The following is a 307-nucleotide window of genomic DNA, read 5'->3' as shown; positions in this document are numbered from 1 at the left end:
TAAACGATAAGTTGCATTGAGCGACGGTGGCTTTCAGTCCGTAGGCAGCGAATTCTTCAGCACAATAGGTGCGGGCAAAAAAACCGCGATGGTCAGGTTTTTCTTCTAAATCAATGATGTATGCACCGTCAAGTGGTGTTTGAGTAAATTTCATACTGTTCTCCAATAGAAATCTTGGTCAATTTGATGCGTGCGAATCAAATACTCCAATTGCTTTAAGCGAGTGAAACCACGGAACAAAAAGGTTTCTTCTGACAAATCAGTCAGGCTAAACAAGTCATAAAGTTGTTGTGCGCCACGCACAGCA

General features: G+C 42.3%; 1 protein-coding gene and 1 pseudogene. Both read right to left on the bottom strand.

Annotated features, from left to right (window positions below; all coding sequences use genetic code 11):
- Nucleotides 1-154, bottom strand: a 154-nt coding sequence (locus B1A85_RS23480; protein ID WP_210404718.1) for a dTDP-4-dehydrorhamnose 3,5-epimerase family protein, incomplete at its 3' end; no start/stop codon positions are given.
- Nucleotides 151-307: pseudogene (locus B1A85_RS26450) on the bottom strand (NAD-dependent dehydratase); the annotation flags it as partial. The gene B1A85_RS23480 and the pseudogene B1A85_RS26450, both read right to left, overlap by 4 nt.

It is taken from the genome of Chroococcidiopsis sp. TS-821 (assembly GCF_002939305.1).
Taxonomy (GTDB): domain Bacteria; phylum Cyanobacteriota; class Cyanobacteriia; order Cyanobacteriales; family Chroococcidiopsidaceae; genus Chroogloeocystis.
This window is presented reverse-complemented; position numbering and strand designations above follow the sequence as displayed.